Annotated in this window: 22 protein-coding genes; 12 read left to right on the top strand and 10 right to left on the bottom strand. The window is 68.7% G+C overall.

What is annotated here, in order from left to right; genetic code table 11:
- Positions 1 to 87: 87 nt before the first annotated feature.
- Both BSE24067_RS11530 and BSE24067_RS11535 read left to right on the top strand, forming a co-directional pair.
- Positions 88 to 1,680, top strand: a complete 1,593-nt coding sequence (locus tag BSE24067_RS11530; RefSeq protein ID WP_151068101.1) for a DHA2 family efflux MFS transporter permease subunit — start codon at positions 88 to 90, stop codon at positions 1,678 to 1,680.
- A 2-nt stretch (positions 1,681 to 1,682) separates the two neighbouring features.
- Positions 1,683 to 3,476, top strand: coding sequence for an efflux transporter outer membrane subunit (locus tag BSE24067_RS11535; RefSeq protein ID WP_420883515.1), 1,794 nt, complete (start codon positions 1,683 to 1,685; stop codon positions 3,474 to 3,476).
- 36 nt (positions 3,477 to 3,512) lie between these two features.
- On the opposite strand, the gene BSE24067_RS11540 is transcribed toward BSE24067_RS11535, so the two are convergent.
- From BSE24067_RS11540 to BSE24067_RS11550, 3 genes are all read right to left on the bottom strand, one after another.
- A complete protein-coding gene (locus BSE24067_RS11540; protein WP_151068099.1) occupies positions 3,513 to 4,073 on the bottom strand; it encodes a GNAT family N-acetyltransferase in 561 nt (186 codons plus the stop codon).
- Between the two features lie 313 nt (positions 4,074 to 4,386).
- Positions 4,387 to 4,608, bottom strand: coding sequence for a hypothetical protein (locus tag BSE24067_RS11545; protein ID WP_151068097.1), 222 nt, complete (start codon positions 4,606 to 4,608; stop codon positions 4,387 to 4,389).
- Between the two features lie 65 nt (positions 4,609 to 4,673).
- Positions 4,674 to 4,937, bottom strand: a complete 264-nt coding sequence (locus BSE24067_RS11550) for an HPr family phosphocarrier protein (RefSeq protein WP_151068095.1) — start codon at positions 4,935 to 4,937, stop codon at positions 4,674 to 4,676.
- 365 nt (positions 4,938 to 5,302) lie between these two features.
- On the opposite strand from BSE24067_RS11550, the gene BSE24067_RS11555 reads away from it, so the two are divergent.
- On the top strand, positions 5,303 to 5,647 hold the full coding sequence (locus BSE24067_RS11555; RefSeq protein ID WP_151068094.1) for a zinc ribbon domain-containing protein YjdM: 345 nt from the start codon (positions 5,303 to 5,305) through the stop codon (positions 5,645 to 5,647).
- Between the two features lie 41 nt (positions 5,648 to 5,688).
- The gene (locus tag BSE24067_RS11560) at positions 5,689 to 6,525 is read left to right on the top strand and encodes a spermine/spermidine synthase domain-containing protein (protein WP_151068092.1); all 837 of its coding nucleotides are present in this window, start codon (positions 5,689 to 5,691) and stop codon (positions 6,523 to 6,525) included.
- A gap of 17 nt (positions 6,526 to 6,542) precedes the next feature.
- Here BSE24067_RS11560 and BSE24067_RS11565 read toward each other — a convergent pair whose 3' ends face one another.
- Both BSE24067_RS11565 and BSE24067_RS11570 read right to left on the bottom strand, forming a co-directional pair.
- On the bottom strand, positions 6,543 to 6,728 hold the full coding sequence (locus tag BSE24067_RS11565; RefSeq protein ID WP_151068090.1) for a ribbon-helix-helix protein, CopG family: 186 nt from the start codon (positions 6,726 to 6,728) through the stop codon (positions 6,543 to 6,545).
- Between the two features lie 77 nt (positions 6,729 to 6,805).
- Complete coding sequence (locus BSE24067_RS11570; protein ID WP_151068088.1) at positions 6,806 to 7,564, bottom strand: YoaK family protein; 759 nt, start codon at positions 7,562 to 7,564, stop codon at positions 6,806 to 6,808.
- 301 nt (positions 7,565 to 7,865) lie between these two features.
- On the opposite strand from BSE24067_RS11570, the gene BSE24067_RS11575 reads away from it, so the two are divergent.
- Together BSE24067_RS11575 and BSE24067_RS11580 are read left to right on the top strand one after the other, a co-directional pair.
- On the top strand, positions 7,866 to 8,216 hold the full coding sequence (locus BSE24067_RS11575; protein ID WP_151068102.1) for a hypothetical protein: 351 nt from the start codon (positions 7,866 to 7,868) through the stop codon (positions 8,214 to 8,216).
- On the top strand, positions 8,213 to 8,425 hold the full coding sequence (locus BSE24067_RS11580) for a twin transmembrane helix small protein (protein WP_151068086.1): 213 nt from the start codon (positions 8,213 to 8,215) through the stop codon (positions 8,423 to 8,425). The genes BSE24067_RS11575 and BSE24067_RS11580 overlap by 4 nt, the downstream gene beginning before the upstream one ends.
- 251 nt (positions 8,426 to 8,676) lie before the next feature.
- Here BSE24067_RS11580 and BSE24067_RS11585 read toward each other — a convergent pair whose 3' ends face one another.
- The 3 genes from BSE24067_RS11585 to hmpA form a co-directional block, all read right to left on the bottom strand.
- Entirely contained in the window at positions 8,677 to 9,981 is a 1,305-nt protein-coding gene (locus tag BSE24067_RS11585; protein WP_151068085.1) for a HipA domain-containing protein, read from the bottom strand.
- Positions 9,971 to 10,255: a helix-turn-helix domain-containing protein gene (locus tag BSE24067_RS11590; RefSeq protein ID WP_151068083.1), complete on the bottom strand. Its 285-nt coding sequence runs from the start codon at positions 10,253 to 10,255 to the stop codon at positions 9,971 to 9,973. The genes BSE24067_RS11585 and BSE24067_RS11590 overlap by 11 nt, the downstream gene beginning before the upstream one ends.
- A 384-nt stretch (positions 10,256 to 10,639) precedes the next feature.
- Positions 10,640 to 11,851, bottom strand: coding sequence for an NO-inducible flavohemoprotein (gene hmpA / locus BSE24067_RS11595; RefSeq protein WP_151068081.1), 1,212 nt, complete (start codon positions 11,849 to 11,851; stop codon positions 10,640 to 10,642).
- A gap of 523 nt (positions 11,852 to 12,374) precedes the next feature.
- Here hmpA and BSE24067_RS11600 point away from each other — a divergent pair.
- From BSE24067_RS11600 to BSE24067_RS11620, 5 genes are all read left to right on the top strand, one after another.
- Positions 12,375 to 13,085 (top strand): MgtC/SapB family protein, encoded by a 711-nt coding sequence (locus BSE24067_RS11600; protein ID WP_151068079.1) that lies wholly within the window; start codon positions 12,375 to 12,377, stop codon positions 13,083 to 13,085.
- Between the two features lie 81 nt (positions 13,086 to 13,166).
- Positions 13,167 to 13,592: a CBS domain-containing protein gene (locus tag BSE24067_RS11605; RefSeq protein WP_151068078.1), complete on the top strand. Its 426-nt coding sequence runs from the start codon at positions 13,167 to 13,169 to the stop codon at positions 13,590 to 13,592.
- A 27-nt stretch (positions 13,593 to 13,619) separates the two neighbouring features.
- A complete protein-coding gene (locus BSE24067_RS11610; RefSeq protein WP_151068076.1) occupies positions 13,620 to 13,940 on the top strand; it encodes a DUF2934 domain-containing protein in 321 nt (106 codons plus the stop codon).
- A 121-nt stretch (positions 13,941 to 14,061) separates the two neighbouring features.
- Positions 14,062 to 14,226, top strand: a complete 165-nt coding sequence (locus tag BSE24067_RS11615; protein ID WP_151068074.1) for a zinc ribbon-containing protein — start codon at positions 14,062 to 14,064, stop codon at positions 14,224 to 14,226.
- A gap of 163 nt (positions 14,227 to 14,389) precedes the next feature.
- Entirely contained in the window at positions 14,390 to 17,155 is a 2,766-nt protein-coding gene (locus BSE24067_RS11620) for an ATP-dependent Clp protease ATP-binding subunit (protein WP_174904760.1), read from the top strand.
- 51 nt (positions 17,156 to 17,206) lie between these two features.
- Here the strand turns inward: BSE24067_RS11620 and BSE24067_RS11625 are convergent, their stop codons facing one another.
- Complete coding sequence (locus BSE24067_RS11625; RefSeq protein WP_170297521.1) at positions 17,207 to 17,347, bottom strand: hypothetical protein; 141 nt, start codon at positions 17,345 to 17,347, stop codon at positions 17,207 to 17,209.
- A gap of 80 nt (positions 17,348 to 17,427) precedes the next feature.
- Positions 17,428 to 19,650 carry a hybrid sensor histidine kinase/response regulator gene (locus tag BSE24067_RS11630; protein WP_151066303.1) on the bottom strand — a complete coding sequence of 741 codons (2,223 nt, stop codon included), beginning with the start codon at positions 19,648 to 19,650 and terminating at the stop codon, positions 17,428 to 17,430.
- Positions 19,651 to 19,965: 315 nt separating this feature from the next.
- Here BSE24067_RS11630 and BSE24067_RS11635 point away from each other — a divergent pair, with 315 nt between their 5' ends.
- Entirely contained in the window at positions 19,966 to 20,244 is a 279-nt protein-coding gene (locus BSE24067_RS11635; protein WP_151066302.1) for a hypothetical protein, read from the top strand.
- The last annotated feature ends 5 nt before the right edge of the window (positions 20,245 to 20,249 follow it).

A 20,249-nucleotide genomic window follows, 5' to 3' on the forward strand; every position in this document is an offset into this window, starting at 1 on the left:
CACCGGCCGCCGCGCGGCGGCCCGCTTTCACCGGAGCGATCCGATGCCCGACATCCGCATGCCCGCCACGTTGCGCGAGGGCCGCCGATGAGCCGGCCGGCCGATCAGCCGCGTTCGTCGGGCCGCGCATGGCGGCCGGCCGCGAACCCCTGGATCATCGCGATCGTCGTCACGCTCGCCGCGTTCATGGAGGTGCTCGACACGACGATCGTCAACGTCGCGCTGCCGCATATCGCCGGCACGATGTCCGCGAGCTACGACGAGGCGACCTGGACGCTCACGTCGTACCTCGTCGCGAACGGCATCGTGCTGCCGATCTCCGGATTCCTCGGGCGTCTGCTCGGCCGAAAGCGCTACTTCGTGCTGTGCATCGCCGCGTTTACCGTGTGCTCGTTCCTGTGCGGGATCGCGACCAATCTCGGTGAACTGATCGTGTTCCGCGTGCTGCAGGGTCTGTTCGGCGGCGGGCTGCAGCCGAACCAGCAGTCGATCATCCTCGACACGTTCCCGCCCGAGCAGCGCAATCGTGCGTTCTCGATCTCGGCGGTTGCGATCGTCGTCGCGCCGGTGCTCGGGCCGACGCTCGGCGGCTGGATCACCGATCATTTCTCGTGGCGCTGGGTGTTCCTGCTGAACGTGCCGATCGGCGTGCTGACCGTGCTCGCGGTGATGCAACTCGTCGAGGATCCGCCGTGGCGGCGCGGCGCCGAGCGCGGGATTTCGGTCGACTACATCGGCATCGGGCTGATCGCGATCGGCCTCGGGTGCCTGCAGGTAATGCTCGATCGCGGCGAGGACGAGGACTGGTTCGGCTCGAATTTCATCCGCGTTTTCGCGGTGCTGTCCGCGCTCGGATTGATCGGCGCGACGCTGTGGCTGCTGCGCACGAGGAAACCGGTCGTCGACCTGTCGTGCCTGCGCGACCGCAACTTCGCGCTCGGCTGCGTGACGATCGCGACGTTCGCGGCCGTGCTGTATGGCAGCGCGGTGATCGTGCCGCAGCTCGCGCAGCAGCATCTCGGCTACACGGCGACGCTTGCGGGCCTCGTGCTGTCGCCCGGCGCGCTGCTGATCACGATGGAAATCCCGCTCGTGAGCCGGCTGATGCCGCACGTGCAGACGCGTTATCTCGTCGGGTTCGGCTTCGTGCTGCTGTCGGCCGCGCTGATCTATTCGCGGATGCTGGTGCCGGACATCGACTACAAGCACCTCGTGATGATCCGTTGCGCGCAGTCGCTCGCGATCGGCTTCATGTTCGTGCCGATCACGACGCTCGCGTATTTGACGATCCCGCAGCGGCTCAACGACGATGCGTCGGCGCTGTTCACGATGTTCCGCAACGTCGCGGGCTCGATCGGCATCTCGGTGTCGACCGCGCTGATCCGCGAGCGCACGCAGGCGCGGATGGCCCATCTGTCCACGCACATGTCGCCGCTGTCGCAGAATTTCCAGGACGCGCTGCACGAGAACGCGCGCACGGTCGGCGCGCTGTCTGGCGTGCCGCCGCCGGCCGCGCTGCAGACGGCCACCGGCCGGCTCTACGAAACCTTCATTTCGCAGGCGACGATCCTCGCGTATATCGACGTGTTCGCGATCCTCGCGGTGTTCTGCGCGCTCAGCATTCCGCTGACGTTCCTGTTCTCGCCGGTGAAGGCCGCGCGCGGCGCGGGAGGGCATTGACGATGACGACGTTGCGTCGACGGCACGCGTTGCGCCGGCAGCCGATGCCGGCGCGCGGTATCGCCGCGGTGATCGCGGCGTGCGCGGTGCTCGCGGTGGCCACCGGGTGTACCGTCGGGCCGGATTTCAAGCCGCCGCGGGCGGATGTGCCGGCGAACTGGCATGACATGGAGACGGCTGGCGCGATGGTGCCGGCTTTGGGCGCATCGGGGACCGAGGCTGCGTCAACTGGCTCCGCTGCACGGACTGCATCGGCTGCACCGGTAACATCGACCGCCTCGCCGGCGTCGGCGCCGGCAGCCCGTGCGCCGTCGTCGCCCGTGACGAGCGCCGATCCCGACCCGCGCTGGTGGCGCGCATTCGGCGATCCGCTGCTCGACCGCCTCGTCGAACGCGCGGCGCGCGACAACCTCGACGTGCAGGCCGCCGTGCTGCGCATCGCGCAGGCGCGGGCGCAGGTGAGCGCGGCCGCCGCGCAGGGTTTGCCGAACGTGCGCGCGAGCGCGAGCTACCAGCGCGAGCAGCTTGGCCTGAAAGGCATCATCGAGGAACAGGGCCTCGATCAGCGCGTCGATCGCCTCGGCGCGCCGGGCTCGCCGCTCGACCGCTTCGGGCCGGGCGCCGGTGCGAGCGTGCAGCAGGGCGCGCGCGGCGCGATCGACGCGCTCGAAGCGCCGGTCAACCTGTGGCAGGCCGGCTTCGACGCGTCATGGGAGCTCGACCTGTTCGGCCGCGTGCGCCGCTCGATCGAATCGGCCGGTGCGCAGGCGAGCGCCGCAGTCGCGAGCCGCGACGATGCGCTGCTGTCGCTCGAGGCCGAAGTCGCGCAGACGTACCTGCAACTGCGCGGCGCGCAAGCGCAGCGCGCGCTCGCGGAAGACCTGCAGCGCGCGCAGCGCGACCTGCTCGACCTCACGCGCGAGCAGGCCGTGCACGGCCTCGCAAGCGATCTCGACGTGCGCAGCGCCGACGCGCGGCTCGCGCAGATTCGCGCGCAGCTGCCGCAGTTCGACCAGCAGATGGTGCTGCTGCGCAACGGCCTCGCGTATCTGGTCGGCGGTGCGCCCGGCGCGCTCGACGACTGGCTCGACGCGCCGCGCGCATTGCCGGGCGTGCCGCCCGCCGTGCCGGTCGGGCTGCCGTCGACACTCGCGCGCCGGCGGCCCGACATCCGTCGCGCGGAGGCCGAGCTGCATGCGGCGACGGCCGACGTCGGCGTCGCGGTCGCGCAGTTCTATCCGGACATCTCGCTGACCGGGCAAGTCGGGCTGCGTGCGTCGCACGTGCGCGAGCTCGCGCACTGGTCGCATCTGTTCTATGCGTTCGGGCCGGCCGTATCGCTGCCGATCTTCTCCGGCGGGCAGCTCGTGTCGAATTTGCGGCTGTCGCAGGCGCGCCAGGCCGAAGCTGCGCTCGCGTACCGGCAGGCCGTGCTCGTCGCGCTGCGCGACGTCGACAATGCGCTGGCCGTGTACCGCACCGACCAGGCGCGCGCGGCCGCGCTCGACGATGCGGTGAAGGCCGAGCAGGGCGCGCTCGAACTCGCGCGCGATCGCTACCGGAAGGGGCTGTCGCCGTTCCTCGACGTGCTCGACGCGGAACGGCAATGGTCGGAGGGGCGGCAGCAGGCGGTGCAGGGCGCGCTGCAGACGACGACCGATCTCGTCGCGCTGTACAAGGCGCTTGGCGGCGGATGGCAGAGCGGCTCGGCACCGGCCGCGAATGCGGATGCGGTCAGCGCGACGACGTCGCCGTTGCCGTCATCGCCGGCAGCCGTGACGAGCCGAGCGCAATAGAGGCCGTGCGGCGACGGCTGCCGCCGCCGCGAAGGATCACGCCGACCGGCACGCGCGAGAAAACAGCAGCGAATCGGCGTCGTTGAAGCGGATCCGCACCGGATCGGCATAGCCGGCCTTCTCCGCGACGCGGATCGACGCGACGTTGGCCGGCGCGATCAGGCACACGCTGCGTTCGAACCGATGCTGCGCATCGAGCCAGTCGAGTGCGTGCGACAGCGCCTCGGTCGCATAGCCTTTGCCGTGCGCCCAGCTCGCGAGCGCCCAGCCGGCTTCGGGCACGCCGCGAATCGACGGCTCGGCCGCGCGGTGGAAATCGGCGAAGCCGAGATCGCCGACGTAGCGGCCCGACGCCTTCTCGCGGATCGCCCAGTAGCCGTAGCCGAGCAGCGGCCACAGCCCGCGATACGCGAGCATGCGCATCCACGCTTCGCGCGGCGCGGACGGCTTGCCGTTGAGGATGTGCGCGACGACGGCCGGTTCGGCCCACATCGTGGCGAGCGCGTCGAAGTCGCCGAGCGGATGGCCTTCGAGAATCAGGCGCGGCGTGTCGAGAACCGGCGGGGACGTGACGGGCGGCAGCGCGCGGGAGGTCATCGGCGTTTCATCGGAAAGGAGTGACGAATGCGACGCACGGCGCCGCCCAAGGGTGCCGTACGATACCGCGGAAATCGCGGTGGGGCCGCAAAGCCCCGCATGCAGCGGGGGATCCGGTTGCGCCGGTGGCCGTGCCGATACATCCGATCTCGACGCTTCGAACCCTGTCGTCCCGAGGGGCGCACGTGCGTTCACCGGCTCCGGTGCGCTCGCGTGCGAGATGTCCGGAACGGGACGCACGGCAGGGTGCCGGCGAATTGCATCAGCACGCACCGGCCACGGCCGCGTGCGCCGCCGCGCCAGCCGTTTGCTGCTACTTGCGGCTCTTCAGGAAATTGCGCCCGTGCGCGGTGATCGACGCGCCGGAGCGGCCGTTCGCCGCATGGCTGACGAAGCCCGCGCCGACGAGTTCCTGCTGGACCGACCATCCGAGCGCCGGCGCATCGCGGCCATAGCGCACGTCGGCGAGCCGCTCGAGCGCCCAGATTGCGGACGCCGACAGGTTCGGGGTGTTGGACGTGGCGTTGTCGTTCATGGCTTCCTCCGGGAGTGGTGATTCAGGGTGAACGGCGCGAGACCGCGGGATCAGGTGACGCTGAGTCAGCCTGCTTGCAGCAACGGCAACAGCGCCTGGAGCGCGGTGTCTTCGTCGGGACCGGTGGCGAGCAGCTGCGCGGACGTGCCGCCGTGCAACTGCAGCGCCGCGACCGCGCTCGCGTCCTTCGCGCTGGCGCTGACGCCGTTGGCGATCAGGTGGGTGTCGCTGTCGAAACGGCGCGCCGCCGCGACGAGCGCATCGCGGGCCGCGCTTGCGCGGCTGCGGTTCCACGCGCGGCCGATTTCAACGTAGACGACGGTTGCCATGATGCGGATCAGCGTCGCGGAAAGTCGCCGGAACGGCGAGCGGCGGCCGGCAACCGGCCTGCCGGGAATGCACGGCAGGTGGCTTCCCGACGGGGTGCTCGGCCTTGGCGGGACGGCGCTGGCGCGTTATTCATCTCGAACATGTCGACATCCTCGGCTAAAGCGCCAGCAAGTACGGCGAACGATCGAAAGTTGACGATTATAATACAGCCGCCAGATTATGTGTATTGCATTATAATGACGTGTGTATGAGGCACGATCCGGCGCACTTCGACGGAGCGGCGCGACACGGATCCGGGCGATGCGCTTGCGCGCCCGGTATTTTTTTATCGATTGACCTGAACCCTCACCGAATGGAAGCTGCAATGAACGCCGCCCCCGCCTGCCCGCAATGCGCGATGGAAAACACCTACCCGGACGGCACGCTGACCGTGTGCGCGGACTGCGGCCACGAATGGTCGGCCGGCGCCGGCGCCGAAGCGGGCGACGAACCGGCGGGCGACGTCGTGAAGGATGCGAACGGCAACGTGCTGTCGGACGGCGATTCAGTCGTGCTGATCAAGGACCTGCGCGTGAAGGGTTCGTCGATCACGTTGAAGATGGGCACGAAGGTCAAGAGCATCCGGCTCGTCGGCGGCGATCACGAAGTCGATTGCAAGACCGACCTGGGCGGCTTCATGCTGAAGGCCTGCTATCTGAAGAAGGTCTGACGCGCGGCTGCGCCGCTCTCCGATCAACCGGACTCGCGAGCATGAGCGACGATCGAACATCGTATGACGCATTCCTGCGTTTCCTGGCGATGCCGTTGAACGACGGCCGTCCGTTCGTGCTCGAGACGAAGCACGCGGTGTCGCTGCATTTCGATCACCTCGGCACGCAGAGCTTCATGTCGCTGAAGGATCCGGTGCGGCTCGAACTCGGCTACACGCGCGTGATGATGGCGTTCCTGCTGCTGCAGCCGGCACCCGCGCGCATCTGCATGATCGGGCTCGGCGGCGGGTCGCTCGTGAAGTACTGCTATCGGCACCTGTCCGGCACCGCGATCGACGCGGTCGAGATCAACCCCGACGTGATCGCGCTGCGCGACGTGTTCCGGATTCCGAAGGACGATGCGCGGTTCGCGGTGGTGTGCGCGGACGGCGCGGACTACGTCGCCAGGCCCGACGTCCGGGCGGACGTGATCCTGCACGACGCGTTCGTCGCCGACGGCACGCCGGGCCGCTGCACGGGCACCGCGTTCCTCGACGCGTGCCGCGCACGGCTCAGCGAGACGGGCGTGCTCGCGATCAATTTCATGGACGACGATCCGGCGCTGCCGCGCCATCTCGAGCAGCTGCGTGCGGTGTTCGACGATTCGTACACGCTCGTGCCGTGCGGCGACGACAACAACTTCATCGCGTTCGCGTGGAAGAACGGCAACCCGTTGCCGTCGTTGCGCATCCTGCTCGAGCGTGCGCTCGGATTCGCGTCGGCTGGCGAGCTCAAGCTCGCTTCCACGGCCCGGCGGATGAAGGCGGGAGAGTGCATCGATCCCGCGCGGCTGGTATGGCGCACGCGGGAACATCCACGATGGGAAATCTGCGCGTGATCGCGCCGGCCTGAACGTTACTTCACGCGCTTGCCGAGCGCGCTTCTCGTCTTGTACGTGACGCCGTGCTTGTCCAGATATTCGCGGATCAACTGGCGCACGACTTGCGACGGCGTCAGGTCCTGCTCCGCGCACAGCATTTCGAACGCTTCTTTCTTGGCGGGATCGATCAGGACGGTCAGGCGGGCGGTTTTGGTTTCCATCGTCAGGCGTGGGTGGTCGACATGTTAATCAAATTATAATCCATCGGCTTTTGGCGCAGCGCCGTGGCGGTGCCGGCTCAATGCCGGCGCTCCAGCCACGCGAGCAGGTCGTCGATCACGGGCATGGCCGCGAGCATCACGAGCAGCGCGGCGAGCGGCACGGTCGACACGTAGCCGACATGCTTGAAGCCGATCGCGCCGACGAGCCCGCCGACGAAGAACGACGCGAGCATCGTCGCGTGAATCCGCAGTTTCGAACGGTTGGCGATGACCGCGTGCGCGTCCACGTCGATGGCCGTCCGGTTCCAGTAGAACAGCTTGCCGAGTTCGATGCCGAGGTCGGTCACGATGCCGGTCACGTGCGTCGTGCGGATTTCCGCGCCGGACAGCTTCGTGATGGTTGCGTTCTGCAACCCCATGATGAAGCACAGCAGCGTGACGGTGACCGGCACGAAGAACGCCTCCCACAGCGCGAGATGGGTGCCGAGCAACCCGAACAGGAGCAGCAGCACCGCTTCGACCAGCAGCGGCAGCACGAACTGGCTCTGCAGCCCGCGCCGGCGCCCCCAGTTGACGAGGATCGCCGAGCAGCTGGCGCCGACCAGGAACGACGCGAGCGAGCTGATGCCGGCCAGCGCGAGCGGAAGATCGCCGAGCGCCGTCTGCTCGGCGATGGCCGACACGATGCCGCTCATGTGCGACGTGTATTGCCGGACCGCGAGGAAGCCGCCGGCGTTGGCCGCGCCGGCGACGAAGGCCAGCGTAAAGCCGAGCTGACGGTTCGCGCTCGCGCTGCGGTGTTTTCCCGTCAGGTTTCGAAAATACTGCGCTGGCATAGGGTTTCGCTCAATCGCCGGATCGCGCACGGCAGCATGGAGGGAACGGCGGACGTCGATGTCGGTCGGCCGCATGGACCGGCGGCAAAAGGGGCCGGGGGCGCGCGGCGTCTGCGCATCATGATAACGGCATTATCATACTCTGTTAGTCGTATTGCGCTTTAAGTACAATGTCGTCCAATGCCGACGGAACCGGCCTTTGCTGGGGCGCGGCATCGCCCACGCAACCGGTTGCCGGCTGCTTCCGGTTCAACGCGGCGCCCGTCCGCCGTCAGTACGCCGCCACCTCGATATCCGCGTCATGACTCCGATCAAGTTCGTCCTCCGCTACACGGCGATTCCGTTCGCCGCCATCGTTGCCGTCGTCGTGTGGGCGGTCGTGCCGTCGTCGAAGGAAATCGACGCGCGGCAATATGCGGCGCTGTCGCGCGGATACGCAAGCTTTCCGCTACCGTTCCGACATGAGATCGCGGAAGCGATAACCGAAGGGCGGATCAGCGACCGGCGTTACCAGACGCTCGTGCGCGATTCGCTCGGCAACGGCGTCGCGCTGGACTGGCCGGCCTCGGGCGTCGCCGACGTCGCTGCCGAGCGGCAGAAACTCGCCGAACTGCTGAAGGCCGATGCAGGCCTCAAGGAGCATCAACAATGAAGATTGCGCTGGTTTCGGCGGCTTTCGTGCTGATCATCGGAAGCCTGATTTTTGCGCTGTATTTCATGAATCACGACCGCGGCAGGAGCAAGCGGATGGCATGGTCGCTCGCGGCGCGCGTCGGGTTGTCGATCACGCTGTTCCTATCGCTGCTGATTGCGTACAAGCTCGGATGGATCGAGCCGACCGGGCTGCCGATCGGGCGGTGACGGTGCCGCCCGCCGCCCGCGTGCGGCGTTTTCGGCGCGCTCGAGTTTTGTTCTTCAATCGACGTATTGTGATAAGAAAAATTATCCTGATAACGGCGATGCGAATGAATATCGCCGTTGAAACTGGCACCTGGAACGTTCAATAAGAAAGGGCGGCGTTGCGGCGCTGACGTGCATCGCGCACGGGGCGTCGCAGTCTCCGGCGAGCGCGGGCAGTAGAGCAGGACGCGCGGCTGCCCGCGCATGGCCGCTCAGTTCCGCATTCCCCGCAGCGCGCGCCCCATCTCCGCGATCGGCATCGCGACGATCGAATTCAGCAGCCGCATTTCCCCGGCGTCCGGCCGCGCGATCTTCCGGACTTCATCGATCGCCTGATCGACGTGACGATCCAGCGGCTCGAGAAAGCGCTGCAATTCACTGGCGGCCGCCTTATCCCTGAGCCCGAGCGCCTGACCGAACGCAACGAGCGCATTCACGTCGATATCGGCAAACCGGGTCGCATTCCCGAGCGGCATCGTCAGTTCGCAATGCGGCCAGTGATCGCCGCGCTGATCGGGCCGATGCGTCGGCGTGTGGTACACGACGGTGCTCACGATGTCGTAGAACGGCGCGAGCCGGTAGCCGCGCGCATCGACGAAGAACGACAGGTTCTTCAGATGCGCATCGGCATTGCCGACCACCACGTTGAACACGGTCCAGCGGAACACCGCCAGACGCGTGAGCGCGCGCGTGCTGGTGCGCTCGACCGCGCGCGCGAGCTCTTGCGCGTTCGCGCGCTGGTACTTGAAGCCGCGGTCGTAGTTGAGCAGCTGCATCGCGTCGATCGTATGTAGGCGGCCGGCGGGTTTCGACGCGACATCGCGGTCGAACCGGTCGATCACGTAGCACGCAGACGGCGCACGCAGGAAATGCACGTTCGGCACGTCGAGCCCCATCTTTTTCGCGAGCGTCATGCAGAAGAATTCGTTGATCGCCGAATGCGGATAGCCGGCCGCGCGCATGTCCGGCTTCAGCAGGTGCATCGACGGCTCGCTGCCGACCGGCTCGTACAGCGCATAGTTGGGCGCGTCGCCGCGCAGCACCAGCAGCAGCTTCTGCTGCGCGCCGGCCGCCGACATGCGCTTGGGCGCTGTGGCCGTCAGTGCGCGCTCCGGCATTGCCTGGATCCGCCGTTCGAGTTCGTCGAGCGGCAGCGGCTGCAGGCTGCCCGGCGCTTCGCGCTCGCCGTCCGGCAGCAGCGTCAGCGCACCGGCCGATTCGCGCCCGAAATACGCGAGCAGGCCCCACGCGTCGGCGGCATCGACCTTCGCCTCGCGCGCGAGCGACGTGCGCATGCCTTCCTCGGGCAGCAGGTTGTCGAAGAACCACTGGACCGGGCGATCGGTCGACGTGTCGGTGAACGGGCCGGCGCGCAGCGCGAAGGCCGGCGACAGCGGATACGCGGCCGGGGACGCGAGCCATTGCGGGTCGTACGCGAACGACCAGATCCCTTTGTCGTCGGTCAGCGTGCCCATGCGCACGCCGTTCGCGGACGCGATCAGCGTTCTAGCTGCCATGGCTGCTCCTGCGGCGTTGCGCGGCCTTCAGCGCGGCGGCTTCCGAAATCTCGACCGACGATTCCGCGTACAGCCGCACGCCGAGTTCGCCGAGCAGCAGCATGACCTTGCCGATCTGCGCGGTGGGCTTGCCGGCTTCCACCTGGCTGATGAACTTCGGCGACAGCCCGGTCGCGTTCGCGAGTTCGTCGCGCGTGAAACCCTGCTGGAGCCGCGCCGCGCGGATGAGGTGGGCGAGCGCGCCGATCGAGTCGACGGACTGCGGCTCGGACATGATGTTCTCCATGCTTCGTATCTGATCGGGAACAGTATTGCACAATTCGCCGGGCCGGACATCATTTCGTATCCGTGCAGGAACGAACCGACGATCGCCCCGGCCGGTGCGTCGTTTCGTACCCGATCGGAAACCGGAAGGCATCAAATCGCAATGGAGCGCGGACTCGTATCCGCTCGGATACGCGTGAGACGCACGCGACGCCGTGCCGACCATGCGGCAGCGCATGCCCACGTGCTCGGCCGAGCAGGCAACCCGCACCGCGGCGCGTGCACCGGCGAGCGGGGCCGCCGTCGTCCGGCGGCGGTCAGTACGTCGGCGCCGTCGCCGCCTGCCGGTCAACGTCGCACGCCGTCAGCCGGCGCGACGTGCAACTCGCGTCCGTCATTCGGCGAACAGGTCCGGTCCGAACACCTCGTAGTGAATCCGCGTCTCGTGGATGCCGAGGTTCTTCAGCGCATCGTGCTGGATCCGCATGAACGGCACCGGGCCGCAGATGTAGTAATCGGCGTCGGGCAGCAGAATCGCGCCCTTGATCGCGTTCACGTCGACCAGGCCCTTCATGTCGTAATCGGCGCCTTCGACGTCCTGCGGCAGCGGATCGTCGTAGAACACGAGGAGATTGAAGTTCGCATACGTGTTCGCGGTTTCGCGCAGCCGGTCGCGCATCGCGTGCACGCCGCTGTTGCGCGCGCCGTGCACGAACACGACCTGCCGCTGCGGATCCTGGATCGCGCGCTTGAGCATGCTGATCATCGGCGTCAGTCCGACGCCGCCGCTGATCAGCACGATCGGCGTCTTCGCATGGACGTCGATGTGGAAGTTGCCGTACGGCGCGGCAACCCTGATCTCGTCGCCCACGTTCACATGGTCGTGCAGCAGGCACGACACGTAGCCCGGCGGATAGTTGCCGCCGCTTTCGCGCTTCACCGAGATCCGGTACGTGCGCCCGTTCGGCATGTCGGACAGGCTGTACTGGCGGATCTGCTGCAGCGCGAGCTCGGGCACGCCGACCGCGACGCTGATGTACTGGCCGGGCTCGAAGTTCGCGACCGGCTTGCCGTCGGCCGGCTCGAGGATGAACGACGTGATGACGCTGCTCTCGGGCCGCTTCTCGCGCACGACGAAGGTGCGCCAGCCGGTCCAGCCGCCGAGCCGCTCGGACGATTGTTCATACAGGCTGCTTTCCATCCCCATCAGCACGTCGGCGAGATTGCCGTACGCGTGCGCCCAAGCGGAGATGATGTCGTCGGTAGCCGCGTCGCCGAGCGTGTCCTTGATCGCCGCGAGCAGGTTTTCGCCGACGATCGGATAGTGCTCCGGCCGCACGCCGAGGCTCGCGTGCTTGTTCGCGATGTTCTTCAGCACTGCCGCGAGGCTGCTCGGATCCTCGATGTTCTCCGCATACGCATAGACGGCGCGCGCCAGCGCCTGTTGTTGCTGCCCCTGTTCCTGGTGCGCCATGTTGAACACGTTCTTCAACTCCGGATGCGCATCGTACAGCTTCGTGTAGAAGCACTTGATGATGTCGTAGCCGTGTTGCGCGAGCACCGGGGCCGTGGCCTTGACGATGTCTTTCGTTTTCTGCGTGAGCATGGTCGAACTCCTTCGTAACCGGGACCCCGTATGCGGAGCCGTGCGCGCGACGGCAGGGCCGCGGCGCCGCGCCAATGGTGCGGGATGCCGGTGCAGGATTCGAACCCGTGCGGCGCACCGTGCCGACGCTGAATTGTCCGCGGCCAGAACGGTCGGTCAAGGTGTGTAGCGCGTTCCGCCGCGCGTCGGCCGCGCCTTCGCACCGTTCCGAAACCGTCATCGCCGCAGCACATGATGCGGCTCCACGATGACGATACCGGTGCGCGATCGTCGCAGATGCACGGACACGATTCGAAACGCACGGAAGGGGCCGGGAAACGGGCGACGCCATGGCGTGACGATAAGCGTCGGCGCGACTGCGACCTTTCTACAATTCGCGTCGCCGCGCTACACGGTGCCGCGCGTTTCTGCGGGGGCGCCGCACACCGGACGGGGGGCGCAGGCCCGAACCTTGCGTCGCGCAAGCATCGTTCGCGGCGGTACCGCGACGCATTACGCATGACGATTTGCATGGGAGGCTCATATGGACCCGATGCCGGTCGTACTTCATTGGAACGACGTTCTTGCCAGGATCGCGCTGGCGCTGGTCGCGGGCGCGCTGGTCGGCTTGAACCGCAGCGAGTCCGGCAAGACGGCCGGGCTGCGCACGACGATCCTCGTGTGTCTCGCCGCGTGCCTGTCGATGCTGCTGGTCAACGCGCTGTTGCTGCAGGCTGGCAAGCCGGAGGACGGTTTCTCCCAGCTCGATCTGATGCGGTTGCCGCTCGGCATCCTGACCGGCATGGGCTTCATCGGCGGCGGCGCGATCATGCATCGCGACGGCCTCGTGTCGGGCGTGACCACGGCCGCGACGCTGTGGTTCGTGACGGTCATCGGGCTGTGCATCGGCGGCGGCCAGTTGCTGCTGGGCGCGCTCGGGATGGTGCTGGCGCTGCTCGTCGTCTGGCCGCTGCGGTTCGTCGAGCTAGGCTTGCGGCGCACGAGGAACGCGCTGCTCACGATCGAATATCCGTTCGGCTCGGCGGCGCGCGAAGAGTTGACCGACAAGCTGCGCGACGCCGGTTTCACCTGCCGCACGCGCGGTTTTCGCGAGACGGCCGCCAATGTGCTGCGCGAGGAAGAACTGTTCGTGCAATGGCGCGAATCCCCGACCACCGACGCGATGCTGAAGCAGCTGATGACGATCGTCGAAACGGCCGGGCTGACGTCGGTGCGCTGCTCGACGGAGAACTGACGGCGAACCGGCAGCGCGGCCGCCGGAACGTTCGATGCTCGTGCAGCACGCCGCCCCCGGCGGCTTACCAAGGAGCGAAACATGACACGTGTAGCTGAAGTGATGACACGCGACGCCGCGACCATCGCGCCGACGCAGAGCCTGCGCGAGGCGGCGAAGCTGATGGACGACCTGAACGTCGGTTCGCTGCCCGTCTGCGACGGCACGCGGCTCATCGGCATGCTGACGGACCGCGACATCGTCGTGCGCGCGGTGTCGATGGGCGTGCGGCCCGACGAGCCGGTCGAGGGCGTCGTCAGCGGCCCGGCCAACTGGTGTTACGAGGACGACGACATCTCGGCGGTGCAAAAGAAGATGGAGGACGCGCAGATCCGCCGCGTGCCGGTGGTCGACCGCGAGAAACGGCTCGTCGGGATCGTGTCACTCGGCGATCTGGCCACGTCGGCCGACGGCGGCATCTCGTCGACGCTCGGCGCGGTGTCGGCGCCGTCGCGCCCGGACCGCTGATCGCCGCTGCCGGATAAGGAGAACGACATGAACGAAGACAGGGAAACGCAGATCAGGGAGCGCGCGTACCGGCTGTGGCAGGCCGACGGCTCGCCGGACGGCCGCGCCGACGAATACTGGCACCAGGCCGAGCGGCAGCTGGATGCCGAGGGCGGCGCGAGCGCGGACAACGGCGCGGCCGACAGCGCGGACAATGGCGCGACCGACGGCGTGGATGACGGCCCCGAGCCGGCGGCGGACTTGCCGATCGCTCAGTCCGCGAAGCGGCGCATCCCCGGCGAGCCGCTCGAAGACACGGACGCGATACCGAAGAGCGAGATTGCGCACGAAAGGCGCCGCACGCGATGACTCGGGTGTCGCGGCGGATGAATGCCCGGTGCGCTCGTGCGACGCGCTGCGGGCGGGACCGGCCGCGTACGCTCGCACATGAGGCGCGCTGCCGGCCCGCAAGCCGGCAAGGAGGATCACGATGACGGCGCACGCAGGTGAAAAGGCGGAAAAGACCGGCGACTTCCGCTGCGAGAAATGCCACCGGCCGACGCATGTACAAGCGGGCCACCCGATTCCGAAGTGTCCGCATTGCGGCAACGACACGTACGGCGAACGCACGCGCGAACCGGGTAACAAGCGCTAGCTTCACGTGTCATGCGCGCGGCGATACCGCCCCGAACGCGCGGGGCGGCATCGTGCCGGCCGCGCGCCGGGCCGCATGACGGCGCGGCCCGAACGCACCGCGGCCGGGCAGGCACGCGCACTGCGGCGCGATGCGTTCCTGTCACTCGCGAACCGACACGATCATGGCAAGACTGGCCTGTGAAATCTGCGGCGTGCGCCCGGCGACGATCCGGCTCGAGATGCTGCAGAACGGGCGCCGCCGCGCGCTCGACGTATGCGACTACCACTATGCGCAGCTGACGCGTCATCAGCGCGCGTTCTCGCCGCTCGAATCGCTGTTCGGGCTCGGCGCGGCCCGCAGCGACGCGCCGCCGGCCGGCGGCGTCCCGTGGCCCGACGCGGCGGCCGTCGAGAGCGCCGAGCACGCGGGCATCGTGCAGTTCTTCAGCGATCTCGCGCGCGACATGCTCCAGCGTTCGGCCGAACGCGCGGCGCGCGCGGGCCGCCACGAAGTCGATACCGAACACCTGCTGTACGAACTGGCCGACAACCCGACCGTCGCGGAATTGCTCGCCGGGTTCGGCATCGACGCGGCAGGGCTGCGCAGCCGGATCGACGCGCAGTTGCCGCACGCGGAGCGCGCGCAGGCGTACACGCCGCCGGACATCTCCGTGTCGCCGCGGCTGAAGGGCGCGCTGGAACGCGCGTTCATCGCGTCCCGCCAGCTCGGCCACCGTTACGTCGGGCCCGAGCACCTGCTGATCGGCCTCGCCGAAGTGCCGGACAGCTTCGCCGGCCAGCTGCTCGTGCGCGGCGGCGTCGATGCCGACGCGCTGCGCCGGCGCACGCTCGCGGCCGTGGGTGCGCGGCCGCGCCCGGACGGCGCGGCGCAGCCGTCGCGCACGCCGCAGCTCGACCGCTACAGCCGAGACCTGACCGCGCTCGCGCGCGAAGGGCGGCTCGATCCGGTGATCGGCCGCTCGGGCGAGATCGAGACGATGGTCGAGGTGCTCGCGCGGCGCCGCAAGAACAATCCGGTGCTGATCGGCGAGCCGGGCGTCGGCAAGACGGCGGTCGTCGAAGGGCTCGCGCAGCGCATCGTCAGCGGCGACGTGCCCGAATCGTTGCGCGCGAAACGACTGGTCGAATTCAACGTGAACGCGGTCGTCGCCGGTGCGAAGTATCGCGGCGAATTCGAGGAACGCACGAAGCAGCTCGTCGACGAAATCACCGCGAACCGCGATTCGGTCGTGCTGTTCGTCGACGAGATCCACACGATCGTCGGCGCGGGCCAGGGCGGCGGCGAGGGCGGCCTCGACATCGCGAACGTGTTCAAGCCGGCGATGGCGCGCGGCGAGCTGAACCTGATCGGCGCGACGACGCTCGCCGAATACCAGAAGTACATCGAGAAGGACGCGGCGCTGGAGCGGCGCTTTCAGCCGGTGTTCGTCGCCGAGCCGAGCGTCGCGCAGAGCATCAACATCCTGCGCGGGCTGCGCGACGGCCTCGAGGCGCACCATCGCGTGACGATCGCCGACGACGCGATCGTCGCGGCCGCCGAGTTGTCCGACCGCTACGTGACCGGCCGCTTCCTGCCGGACAAGGCGATCGATCTGATCGACCAGGCGGCCGCGCGCGTGAACCTGCAGTCGACGTCGCGGCCGTCCGGGATCCTCGAACTCGAAGCGGAACTCGCGCAGCTGCGCCGCGAACAGGACTACGCTGCGTCGCGCCGGCAATTCGATCGCGCGCATGCGCTCGGCGAGGAGATGGCCGCGAAGGAGCGCGCGCTGCGCGACACCACCGACGCGTGGAAACAGCGGATCGGCAGCAGCACGTCGCTGGTCGACGCGGCGGTCGTCGCCGAGATCGTCGCGAAGCTCACCGGCATCCCGGTCGCGCAGCTCACCGCCGAGGAGAAGGCGCGCCTGCTGAACATGGAGGCGCGGCTGCGCGAGCGCGTGATCGGGCAGGACGAAGCCGTGACGGCCGTCAGCGACGCGGTGCGCCGCGCGCGGGCGGGGCTGCAGGCGCGCCGCCGGCCGACGGCGGTGTTCCTGTTCCTCGGGCCGACCGGCGTCGGCAAGACCGAACTCGCGAAGGCGCTGGCCGAAGTCGTGTTCGGCGACGAGGACGCGATGCTGCGGATCGACATGAGCGAGTACATGGAGCGCCATGCGGTCGCGCGGCTGATCGGCTCGCCGCCGGGCTACGTCGGCTACGAGGAGGGCGGCCAGCTGACCGAGCGCGTGCGCAGGCGGCCGTACAGCGTGATCCTGCTCGACGAGATCGAGAAGGCGCACCCGGACGTGTACAACGTGCTGCTGCAGGTGTTCGACGACGGGCGGCTGACCGACGGCAAGGGGCGCGTGGTCGACTTCAGCAACACGCTGATCATCGCGACGAGCAACCTCGCGGCGGACGTGATCGCGGGCCAGACGCGCGCCGCGCCCGGCTTCACCAGCAGCAGCGCGGGCGCGACGGTCGAATCCGGCGTGATGAACGTGCTGCGCCAGCATTTCCGGCCCGAGTTCCTGAACCGGATCGACGACATCATCCTGTTCAAGGCGCTCGGCCGTGAAGAAACCGCGCGCATCGTGCGGCTGCAGCTCGACGCTGTGCGGCGGCTCGCGGGCAGCCAGGACGTCGACCTGGTGTTCGACGACTCGGTGGTCGAGCATCTCGCGCGCGAAGGCTACCGGCCCGAGTTCGGCGCGCGCGAACTGCGGCGGCAGATCCGTCAGTCGATCGAGAACGAGCTGGCGAAGGCGATGCTCGACGGGAAGGTCGCCGAAGGGATGCGCGTGCTGTGCCGGTTCGATCCGCTCGAGCGGCGGGTGGTGTTCGAGCCGCAAGTGCCCGCGCTCGCTTCTCCGCCGTCGAGCGCCGCAACGCAAGCCGGCGGCGCAGACGGAACCGCCGGCGCGGGGAATGCGAAAGAAGCGTGAACGAAGCGCGCGGCCGCCGTGACGGCGACGCGCGCGGCGGCTGCAACGCGGCTACCCGTCTTCGCCGACTTCGGTCGGGTCCGGCAGGTCGGGCAAGTGTTCGCGCTCGGGCGTCTGCGGGATGTCGGGCGTGTCCGGCTCGTCGGTCGCGTCCGGATCCGGCGTCGGGTTGCTCGTGTTCGTCGGGCTCATGGGCATGCTCCTCGGTGTCGAAAGGAAAGAGCGCCGGCGCGCGGCCGGCATACCGACTTCGAGCATCGCGCGTGCCGCGTTCAGCGTCCGGTTTCCGCGCCGGCCCCGTCGTGCGCGTCGCCGCCCGACGCCAGCCGGCTCATCGCGAGATGCAGCGCGGCCGGATCGACCGGCTTCACGAAATGCTGGAGGAATCCGGTCGCGAGACAGCGTTCGCGATCCGCGTTGCGCCCGTAGCCGGTCAGCGCGAGAAACGTGCACGGCGTGACTTCGTTGATCGCCTTCAGCCGCCGCAGCAACTCGTAGCCGTCCATCACCGGCAGCCCGATATCGAGAATCGCGACGTCCGGCCGATACGCGCGAAAGGCGGCCAGCGCAGTCACCGGATCGTGCACGACGGCCACGTCGTGACCGGCATCGCGCAGCCATTGCGCGAGCGTCGACGCGGCATCCTCGTTGTCGTCGACCAGCATCACGCGCCGGCCGGTGCCGGGCGCCATCGCGCGGATACTCGGCGGCGTTTGCGGCGCGGCGACCGTCACCGGTTTCGGCCGGTACTCGGGCAGCGCGATCGTGAACGTGCTGCCGCAGCCGAGGCCGGCGCTGTCCGCGCGCACGGTGCCCCCGTGCAGGTTCACCAGGCTGCGCACGAGCGCGAGGCCGATGCCGAGGCCACCGTGCGCCTGCTTCGATTCGCCGTCGATCCGGTAGAACGGCTCGAAGATGCTGTCGAGGCGATCGGGCGGAATGCCGGCGCCGTTGTCGCACACTTCGACGATCGCCGTGCCGTCCGCGCCGCGCGTCGCGCGCACCGTGATGTCGCCGCCGGGTGTCGTATATTTCGCCGCGTTGGTCAGCAGGTTCGCGACGGCCTGCGACAGCCGCATCGGATCGCCGTGGCAGCGCGCGTCCGGATCGGTATCGACGTGCAGCCGGTGGCGGCGCTGTTCGAGCAGCGGGCTCGCGACTTCGACCGCGCGGTCGACGACGTCCGTGAGCCGCACCGCTTCCTTCTTCAGCGTGATCTTGCCGCGGGTGATGCGCGACACGTCGAGCAGGTCGTCGATCAGCCGGACCATGTGGTCCAGCTGCCGCTGGATGATCGCGATCTCGTTCGGCGTCGCCTGTCCGTCGCGGTTGCGAATCAGCTCCAGCGCGAGCGAGATCGGCGTGAGCGGATTGCGCAGCTCGTGGCCGAGCACCGCGAGAAACTGGTCCTTCGCCTGGTTCGCGTCGCGCAGCTCGCCAAGCAGCCGGTCGCGCTCGGTGTTCGCGGCGACGAGCTTCTCGCGCGCGGCGACGTGCTCGGTCACTTCGACCGCGCTCACGATCACGCCGAGCCCGTCGGTCAGCGGCTGCGGGTTGAAATGCAGCCGGTACACGCGGCTGTCTTCCGCGTCCTCCGGCCCGTGCCGGTCGCGGTGTTCGCCGATCGTCGTCGAGCGGCCGTGCAGGCGCGCCGCTTCGAGCGCCCGCACGATCGCGGGCGTATCGCCGCCGGGCAGCACCGACGTCACCGGCTGGCCCACGATGTCGGTGCGGCCGCACAGCGCGGAGAAGCGATGATTCGCGAGCACGATCTGGTGCTCCGGGCCCGACAGCAGCGCGATCGGCAACGGCGCGTGCATCAGGACGCCGTTGCGCTGCTGTTCGGCGGCCTCGCGGCGGCGGATCTCATCGGTCAGCGCGCGCGAGCGCTGCTGCGACAGCGCGAGCGTCAGGTGCAGCTCGTTTTCGTCGCTGCGCAGCGACGCGGCCGGGAGGATGCGGCGGTGCAGTGCGCACACATGGCGGAACATCTCCGATTGCTCGGCGCTCGGAAACGCATCGTGCGGATAGCCGCAGTACAGCGAGAAGCGATACCGCTCGATCAGTTCGTTCCACAGCGCTTCGAGCCGCAGCGCGCCCGCGTAGCGGTTCTGCGCGCACAGCAGCGCGACCATTTCGCCGAACGCGTGCACGGGCCGCCCGGCGCGGACGGCCGTTTCGACGATCGTGCCGATCGACCGGTGAAAGCGCGCGGGGTCGGGCAGGTCGCGGTCCATGAAGCTGTCGAGCAGCGTCTGCGCGCTCGACATGAAGATGCGGGCACGGGCCGCGTCATCGATCGACGTGCCCAGGCGGTCGTGCACTGCAGCAAGCCGATCGGGCCGCGCGATGACGATCGCGCTGCCGCCGGCGCACAGCGCGTCGGCCGCGAACGCCGCGACTTCCGACACGAGCTGCTCGCCGGACTCGTAGAACTGGACGAAGTGATCGGCGCGAAGCGGCGCCGATTCCAGCAGGGGAGAGGCAGGTTTCATAGGCTCACGACCATACGGTGCCGCCGGCGGCCGTCGGTCCGGGCCACCGCCATATCCGGGCCGAGAGCAGCAAGATGCGTGCCGCGCGCGGTTCCCGCCCGGATCGCATGGTGGCGCGGGCCCGGCGGGCGCCGGCAGTGCCGGATGGCGCCGGTTTTGTAAATTCTTCAGAGGTTCGGTCGGATGGCTACATGGCCGGCGCGCGGCACCGGCGGCATGTCGCTTGCTGAAAGCACGGGCGCGGCGGCCGTCTCGATGCGCGTCGCGCCGGCCTTCAGCCATGCAGCCAAACCGCAGCACAGGGAGTGCACCACCATGACGACGACCAGTCAACCGAAGGACACCGCACCGCACGTCGAGCCGCGCGAATCGGCCGCTTCGCCGGAGCGGCGCGGGCCGATACCCGCCGAACCGCCCGGCCGCGCGAGCCATGCGCCGGGCGGCGGCGAACTCGACTCGATTCCGGACGACCAGGCGCGCAAGGTCGTGCCCGACGATCCGCGTCAGACCGAGGCGCGCGATCCGGCCGGCAAGCCGTGGCCCGACGGGCACGACGCGCCCGATGATTCGGGCAACCGGCCGCGGCCGCTCTAGCCGCG

Source organism: Burkholderia latens (assembly GCF_902499045.1).
Taxonomy (GTDB): Bacteria; Pseudomonadota; Gammaproteobacteria; order Burkholderiales; family Burkholderiaceae; genus Burkholderia; species Burkholderia latens.